The sequence below is a fragment of the Nitrobacter sp. 62-13 genome (assembly GCF_001896955.1).
GTDB lineage: Bacteria > Pseudomonadota > Alphaproteobacteria > Rhizobiales > Xanthobacteraceae > Nitrobacter.
Map to the genome: position 1 here is coordinate 1 of NZ_MKRN01000210.1, position 7,961 is coordinate 7,961.

General features: G+C 64.3%; 6 protein-coding genes. 2 read left to right on the forward strand and 4 right to left on the reverse strand.

The genetic code is table 11. The annotated features are described in order from the left end of the window. Positions 1–2,368, forward strand: a 2,368-nt coding sequence (locus BGN91_RS17140) for an efflux RND transporter permease subunit (RefSeq protein ID WP_292615216.1), incomplete at its 5' end; no start/stop codon positions are given. 81 nt (positions 2,369–2,449) lie between these two features. Here the strand turns inward: BGN91_RS17140 and BGN91_RS17145 are convergent. Further along, a complete protein-coding gene (locus BGN91_RS17145) occupies positions 2,450–3,124 on the reverse strand; it encodes a Crp/Fnr family transcriptional regulator (protein ID WP_292615218.1) in 675 nt (224 codons plus the stop codon). A gap of 278 nt (positions 3,125–3,402) precedes the next feature. On the opposite strand from BGN91_RS17145, the gene BGN91_RS17150 reads away from it, so the two are divergent. Next, on the forward strand, positions 3,403–5,325 hold the full coding sequence (locus BGN91_RS17150; RefSeq protein WP_292615221.1) for an AsmA family protein: 1,923 nt from the start codon (positions 3,403–3,405) through the stop codon (positions 5,323–5,325). A 92-nt stretch (positions 5,326–5,417) separates the two neighbouring features. Here BGN91_RS17150 and BGN91_RS17155 read toward each other — a convergent pair whose 3' ends face one another. From BGN91_RS17155 to BGN91_RS17165, 3 genes are all read right to left on the reverse strand, one after another. Then, complete coding sequence (locus BGN91_RS17155) at positions 5,418–5,675, reverse strand: hypothetical protein (RefSeq protein ID WP_292615223.1); 258 nt, start codon at positions 5,673–5,675, stop codon at positions 5,418–5,420. A gap of 34 nt (positions 5,676–5,709) precedes the next feature. Next, positions 5,710–6,321 (reverse strand): pyridoxamine 5'-phosphate oxidase family protein, encoded by a 612-nt coding sequence (locus BGN91_RS17160; RefSeq protein ID WP_292615225.1) that lies wholly within the window; start codon positions 6,319–6,321, stop codon positions 5,710–5,712. Positions 6,322–6,419: 98 nt separating this feature from the next. Continuing rightward, a partial coding sequence (locus BGN91_RS17165) for a hypothetical protein (RefSeq protein WP_292615226.1) occupies positions 6,420–7,961 on the reverse strand: 1,542 nt, incomplete at its 5' end.

Consider the following 7,961-nt stretch of genomic DNA (forward strand, 5'->3'; position numbering starts at 1 on the left):
CGCCGGACCTTCGCCCGCTTCAACGGCGAGCCCGTGGTCGCGCTCGGCATCACGCCGGACCTTCGCCCGCTTCAACGGCGAGCCCGTGGTCGCGCTCGGCATCAAGCGCTCCAAGGGCGCAAGCGACGTCGTGGTGGCGCAAGCCGTGCAGACGCGGATCGACGCGCTGAAAGAGCAATACCCGGATGTCGACCTGAAGCTGATCGACACTTCGGTGGATTTCACCCATGGCAACTATGAGGCCGCGATCTCGACCCTGTTCGAAGGCGCGATCCTCGCCGTCATCATCGTCTTCCTGTTCCTGCGCGACATCCGCGCCACCATCATCGCCGCGATCTCGCTGCCGCTGTCGATTTTCCCTGCCTTCTGGGCGATGGACATTCTCGGCTTTTCGTTGAACCTGGTCAGCTTCCTCGCCATTACATTGTCGACCGGCATTCTCGTCGACGACGCCATCGTCGAGATCGAGAACATCGTGCGCCACATGCGCATGGGCAAGTCGCCCTACCGCGCCGCGCTGGAAGCCGCCGACGAAATCGGTCTGGCGGTGATCGCGATCAGCCTCACCATCATCGCGATCTTCGCGCCGGCGAGCTTCATGTCGGGCATCGCCGGGCAGTTTTTCAAGCAGTTCGGCATCACCGTCTCGGTGCAGGTGTTCTTCTCGCTGCTGGCCGCGCGCTTCGTGACGCCGGTGCTCGCCGCCTATTTCATGAAGGATCATCCGCATGAGCCTTCGCCGCCCGGCCGCGTGCTGCGCGGCTATGCCGGCCTCGTCACCTGGTCGGTGCGGCACTACTATGTGACGGTCCTGATCGGGCTTGCGGTCTTCGCCGCCTCGATTCTCAGCATCAAGCTGCTGCCGCAGGGCTTCCTGCCCGCGCAAGACACCGCGCGCTCGCTGCTGGCGATGGAGCTGCCGCCGGGCTCGCAACTCGCCTACACCGAGAAGGTGACGGAGGATATCGTGGCGCGGCTGCGCAAGCGCCCCGAAGTCAGGAGCGTGTTCGTCGACGGCGGGCGCGTGCCGCCGGGCCTCCAGGAGGTGCGTCGCGCCTCGCTGATCATCAACTACACGCCCAAGCACGATCGCGGCATCACCCAGCGCGAACTTGAACTCTCGATCGGGCAGGAGCTGGAAGGTATCCCCGATATCCGCTACTGGTTCCTCGACGAGAACGGCCTTCGCGCAGTGGCGCTCGTGGTGACCGGCCCCGACATCGGCATCGTCGGCAATGTCGCCAACGAACTGGCGACACAGATGAAGCGCATTCCGCTGCTCGCCAACATCACGCCGGAGACCTCGCTCGACCGCCCCGAACTGCGCATCCAGCCGCGCGCGGACCTCGCCGCGCGCCTCGGCGTCTCGACCGAGCAATTGTCGCAAACCATCCGCGTCGCTACCATCGGCGATGTCGGTCCGGCGCTGGCGAAGTTCGATGCCGGCGACCGCCAGGTTCCGATCCGCGTGCAACTGGAGGACAGCGCCCGCGCCGACCTGAAGATGCTGGAGCAGATGCAAGTGCCGATCGGCGGCGGCCGCGGCCACGTCCCGCTCTCCGTCGTCGCCGACATCAGGCTGGATCAGGGGCCGACCAGCATCAACCGCTATGACCGGCAGCGGCAGGCCACGGTCGCGGCCGACCTCGTCGGCACCGCCGCGCTCGGCGACGCGACCAGGATGATCCACGAACTGCCGGTCATGAAAACACTGCCGAAGGGCGTGAAGGTCAACCCTTCGGGCGACGCCGAAAGCCTCGCGGAATTGTCCGAAGGATTCGCCACCGCGATCACCGCAGGCCTGATGATGGTCTACGCCGTGCTGGTGCTGCTGTTCGGCACCTTCTTGCAGCCGATCACCATTCTGTTCTCGCTGCCGCTGTCGATCGGCGGCGCGATCATGGCCCTGCTGGTCACCGGCAAGCAGCTTACGACGCCGGTCTGGATCGGCATCCTGATGCTGATGGGCATCGTGACCAAGAACGCCATCATGCTGGTCGAATTCGCCGTCGAATCGATCCGCGAAGGCCGCGCGCGCGAGGAGGCGATCATCGACGCCGGCATGAAGCGCGCGCGCCCCATTGTGATGACCACCATCGCGATGGTCGCCGGCATGATGCCGAGCGCGCTGGCGTTCGGCGCAGGCGGCGAATTCCGCTCGCCGATGGCGCTCGCGGTGATCGGCGGACTGCTGTTTTCAACGCTGCTGTCGCTGGTGTTCGTGCCCGCGATGTTCCTGATGATGGACGATGTCGGCGCATTTATCTGGCGCTACGGCAAGCGGCTCTTGACATCGGGCGCGGAGGCGCCCGAGCCGTCCGCCGGAAAGCACGAGCCGCCCAGTATCGCCCGCTTGCCAGGCGAATAGTCGGCAGGCTGTGGCGTTTGCGAGCGACAGGAATATGGCCTCCTCGATCCGAGGATGGACGCCGGTTCGCTCGGCAACGCTCTACGAATTCCGCGCAACGTCGGTCAGACGGCTCATGTTCTTGAGCAGGATGCGGCCGCGCTGAAGATCGAGAATGCCGTCCTTGCGCCATTGCTGGAGCTGGCGATTGATGCTCTCGCGCGCAGCGCCGACGTAAACGCCGAGCTGCTCCTGCGAAATATGAACCTCCGATCCGTAGTCGTCGGCGAGCGCGCACAGCCGGCGCGCCATCCGCACCGGCAGCGGCTGCAGCACCGATTCCTCCATGCGCTCGCTGATCCAGCGGATGCGCTGGCACAACAGTTCGATCAGCCGGATCGCGATCCTCGGCTCCCGCTCCAGAAACGCCAGCAGATCGCCGCGGCGCAGAACGAACAGTTCGGTCGGCTCGCCCGCCACCGCGTCGGCGGTGCGCGACTGCCCGTCGAGCACGGCGATTTCGCCGAACAGGTCTCCCGGCCCCTGGAAGTTCAGCGTCAGCCGGCCGCCGTCCGAGGCGCCGGTCTCGATACGGATCTGACCGCGGCGCACGCCGTACAGCGCATCGCCCTCGTCGCCCTTCTGAAACAGCACCTCGCCGACGTCGAGCTGCTCGGTGTGGCAAAGCGCCGCCATGCGCTGCAGATCGTCCGCGCCGAGATCCGAAAACAGCGGGTTCATCTTGAGAATGACCGCGAATTCCGACTGCTTGCTCATCGCAATTCACCCTTGAGACCGACCGCCGGAACGCCGGCAGGTTGTCGTCAGCTAAATTTTTGAAATGATTTCGCCGCTGCTTGCCACATCGTCATGTCTTTCAATATGCCGGATCGCGCCGGACGGAATGTGTCATAGGTCACGGAACATTCCGGCAGCCGGTTCTAGCATTCACGTCCCGTTTCAGCGAGCCTTCTTGCGAATGCTGGAATCCGGACGTCACGACGGAATATAGTTTACGGCTCACGAACGAGGTCTCCATTTTCCAGGACGGCAAGATGAGAGCATTGAAAATCGCGGGCGCGGTTGCAATCTGCCTGATCGCGATCCTGATCGTGGTGTTCGTGACGGGAGCCCGTTCCGGCTTCGTCACTGCGCTCGTGCAGGACCGGATCGAGCACGAGACCGGCTACCGGATTGCGATCAAGGGCAGGACCGAAATCGGGGTGTGGCCGTCGCCGAGCCTTACGCTGCACAACGTCACCCTCGACAAGCCGGGGAGTTCTGCGAGCGATGGACGGCTGGCCGTGGGAGAAATCCGCGCCAGCTTCGAATTTGCGAGCCTGCTATCGGGCATCCCAAGAATTTCGGAACTGGCAATAGACCATCCGACGCTGCGGCTGCCGATGCTGCGCGAACGCGCCGGCACCAGCCTTCCGGTGGGTCCGGCCCGTTCTGAAAATACGCCGGCCCACGAGGCGGCGTTTCCGATCGAGCGGATGACCGTATCCAATGGCACGATCGTTTTCTTCGATCCGCAAATCGGATCGGAAGAGACCGTCGGCGACGTCAACGCGAGCGTGACGCTCGGCGCCGACCGGAAAATCAACATCACCGGCGATGCGCGTCCCGCCGACCGGCCGCTGACATTCACCATCGCCGCGACACCGCCCGCCGGTCCGCTGGGACGCCTGAATATCCCGACCGAATTGACCCTCGAGGCTTCCGGCACGCCGGCGCACCGGCTGACAGCAAAGGCCGAGGTGCGGATCAACGGCGACACGCTTCTTATCAACGGGCTGTCGGGATCGCTCGACGACGGCAAGTTCAACGGCTGGGCGTCGGTCGAGCTCGCGAGCAAACCGCTGGTGAAGATCGATCTCGATTTTCAGCGGCTCGGCCTCGGCGCGCCGCCGCCCCCGCCCCTCGCTCCGCGAGCCGGCGCGCAGCCATGGAGCGATACGGCAATCGATGTCAGTGGGCTCAATTACGTCGACGCGCAGGTGACGATTTCAGCGGCCGAACTGACGATCGGCGAGGCACGCTTTGCGCCGGCCGCGGTCGAGGCCGCCATCGCCGGCGGTGTCCTGAAGGCGACGTTTTCGAATCTCGGCGCATATGACGGGCAAGCCAACGGCGTCCTGTCGATCGACGCGAAAGCAAGCAACCCCTCATACGCGCTCCGGGCCGATGTGACCGGCGTCCGCGCGCTGCCGCTGCTGTCGGGCCTTGCCGGTTTCGACAACGTCGACGGCAGGATGCGGGCCACGGCCGACGTAACCGGCACCGGCGTCAGTCTGCGCGCGATCCTGTCGAGCCTGACCGGGACGGCTTCGATCGACGTCCGCGACGGCGCGATCCGCAACCTCAACATCGCGAAGATGATCCGCGCGCTGACGTCGGGCACATTGTCCGGATGGCAGGAGCATCCGGACCAGGCCACGGATCTGTCGCAACTCAGCGCGACCGCGACCATCGCGAAAGGACAGGCCGTTACGAACGACCTGTTCCTGGCCGGGCCATTGGTGCGGATGACCGGCGCCGGCACCGTCGATATCGGCTCGAAGATGCTGGCTTTCCGGGTCGAGCCGAAGCTCGTCATGACCACCGAGGGTCAGGGCGGCAGCGCCGATCCGGTCGGCCTCGGCATTCCGGTCGTCGTGCGGGGGCCGTGGAGCGAGCCGCGCATCTATCCTGACGTGGCCGGCATTCTGGACGATCCTGCTGCGGCCTATGCGAAGCTCCGGGAATTGGGACAGGGACTGTTCGGCCAAAGCGGAGCGGGAGGCCCGGACAAATCAGGTGCCGATTTCGGAAAGACACTGGATAATCTGATCCGGCAGGGTCTCGGCGCAGCAACCGGCCCCGCCGCCGAGCCGTCCGCCGCCGCCCAACCTTCCCAACACCCCTCGTCCCGAGACCCGTCCCGCGACAAGCCGCCGCCCGTCGATGAGATCATGAAGCAGTTGTTCGGCCGCTAGAGTCTGTTTCAACTGAGTTGAATCAGACCCGTCGCTTGTCCTTTTGTTTGAGCATGATCTTTTTCCGAAAACCCGTTTTCCACTTTTCGGGATCATGCTCTAGAGTCTTTCACCGTTTCATGGAAACGATGAAAGACTCCAGCTTCTTGATTTGACGCGTTTTCTTCACGCGAACCGGATTCCACTTCGCTCGAAAACGCTCTAGCAGGCTGTTGAAAAATCAACATCGTCATTCCGGACGCCGTGCAAGCGGCGATCCGGAATCCAGAAATACGAAGAAAATCAGTGTGGCTGGATTCCGGGTTCGCACCTTCGTTGCGCCCCGGAATGACGGTTGGAGACTTTTTCAACAGCCTGCTAGCTGCAGGATTTCACTCGCAACCATCACCACATGGTCTGACGCGCGCGCTCGAGCCATGCCTTGTCGTATTCCTCGCCGCCGACGCGGCTCTTGCTCATCTCCGCGAGAATTTCACCCGGCGTCGGCAAGGTCTTGAGGTCGACGTGCTTGCCGGGGTCCCAGAGATGCGAACGGATGATGGCGCGCGCGCACTGAAAGTAGATTTCCTCCACGGTCATGACGATGACCGAGCGCGGCGCCTTGCCTTCGACCCCGAACGACGCCAGCAGCCCAGGATCGGCCGACACCAGCGCCCGGCCGTTGACCCGCAGCGTGGTGCCTGACCCCGGGATCAGAAACAGCAACGCCGCTCTGGGGTCACGAATGAGATTGCGCAGTGAATCCACCCGGTTGTTGCCGCGCCGGTCCGGGATGATCAAGGTGAGATCGTCCTGCACGCGAACAAAGCCCGGCAGGTCGCCGCGCGGCGAGCAATCAAGCCCTTCCTTGCCGCAGGTCGCCAATATCGCAAAGGGAGAACTTTCGATCAGCGCGCGATAGGACGGCGTGATTCTGTGGGCCACCTTGATGGTCGCCGCCTCTCCGGGCTGGCCGTAGATGGCCTCGAGTTGCTCGATCGTCTCGATGGCGGTCACCACAAATGCTGCTCCTTGCGTTGAAACGGGCTATCACGCCGTGGACGACCCAGCCGGATGGTTCATCCTATACATGCGCATACAGGGAACTGCGAGACCTACTGTTTTGCCGGCGGTCGCAGCGCCTTGCGGGCCAGCGCGAGCCCCATCAGCACGAAAGCGGATGTCACCTCCGGGCCGCCTACCACAATGCGCGTCGGCGTTTTCATCTTGTTCCATTCATAGGCCTTGAAGGGTCCGCGCCGCCCGCCTTCGCCGACATGGCCGGCGATGCAACCGAGCGCGGGCGTAAAGGCGGCCGCATCGGCTCCGAGATGGCCCAATGCGACAAGCGCGAGCGCGGCGTCGAACGCGTTCATCTCGCCTCTGAGCAATGTGTCCTGCACATACGCCAGCACCCGGCCGCGGATGTAGCCGAAGCTGTCGTCGGGATCGATCGCCAGACGGGCCGTCGGCGGCAGCGCCGCGAACGCCGCGTAGCAGCGCCCGAAATAGGCGCAGTAGAGTTCGGGCAGATAGTAGATATGGGACCTGGGATCGATGAACGCGCCGCTTTCGACCAGCCGTCTTTGGAAGCCGACGATCCGTTGCACCGTCTGCAGGCGTTGCGGCGTTTCAAGAACGCGCCACCGCGCACAGTTGCGGAAGCTGACTTCGAGAACGTCGAGGTTGAGGGTCGGATCGAGATCGTTGCCGTAAGGGCGATCGCCCGCGAGGTTATCGATCCAGGTCACGATGCCGCCGTCGTAATCGATGTTGTCGTTCAGCGGCACGGTCACGAGCTGTTCGTTGGCGCCGACGCCTGCCTGATAGCCGGCGTAGAAATCGAGCAGCGGCTGATCGAGGATGGGATCGGTCGAGCCGGCTTGCGTCGCGGCCGAGAACGCGCAGGCGGTGGTATCGCAGTCGGGAACGTAGATGCCGAAGCCGAGGTCCTGCTTGATCTGTGCGAAGAAGCGGCTGAAGCGCGGATGGGGATTTGGCGCCAGCGCGGTGATCACGCTGACGCGCTCGCCGTCGCGCGACAGCACGTCCTCGCGGCTCGTCTTGAGGCAGAAATCGACCATCTCCGTGCTCGCGCGGCGGATCGCCTCGGTTTCCGCGGGCGTGGCGAGGCCGGTTTCGGCAAAACTCGACAGCGCCTCGATAAAGAAGGCGTCGTAATAGGCCGAGCGGTGCCGGATCTGCACCGGCTCCCACATTGGTTCGGCGATGCCTTGCCATGGCGGATTGATCACCTCGCGTGCCGGCGACCGCGCGATGAAGACCCGCGCCAGATTGAACAGCAGCGTCGAGTTCTTGTAGCCGCGCGCATCGAGGCCCGTCAGGGCAGCGAGAAAATCCCGGCCGTGCAGATCGGGGTCGCCGATCAGGTTAAACGCGGCATAGGTGGGGATGAAGCCGTTTTTCCGAAACGACCGGAGCAGGTGCGCACCGCAGGTCCGGATGATGCGTTCGATCTCGGCGAGGTCCGGCGGCGATCCCGCGGCAACCGTCCGTTTGGGCCGGGGGTGGTGCAGCGTCACGGTGTCCAGCAACGCGGCCACCGGCTGGCCGATCGCGGCCCAGTCCGGGAGTTCATCGTCGCGCGCGCGCCGAAGCGCGTCCTGAAGCTCCCCGAACCGGCCCTCATCCCGCAG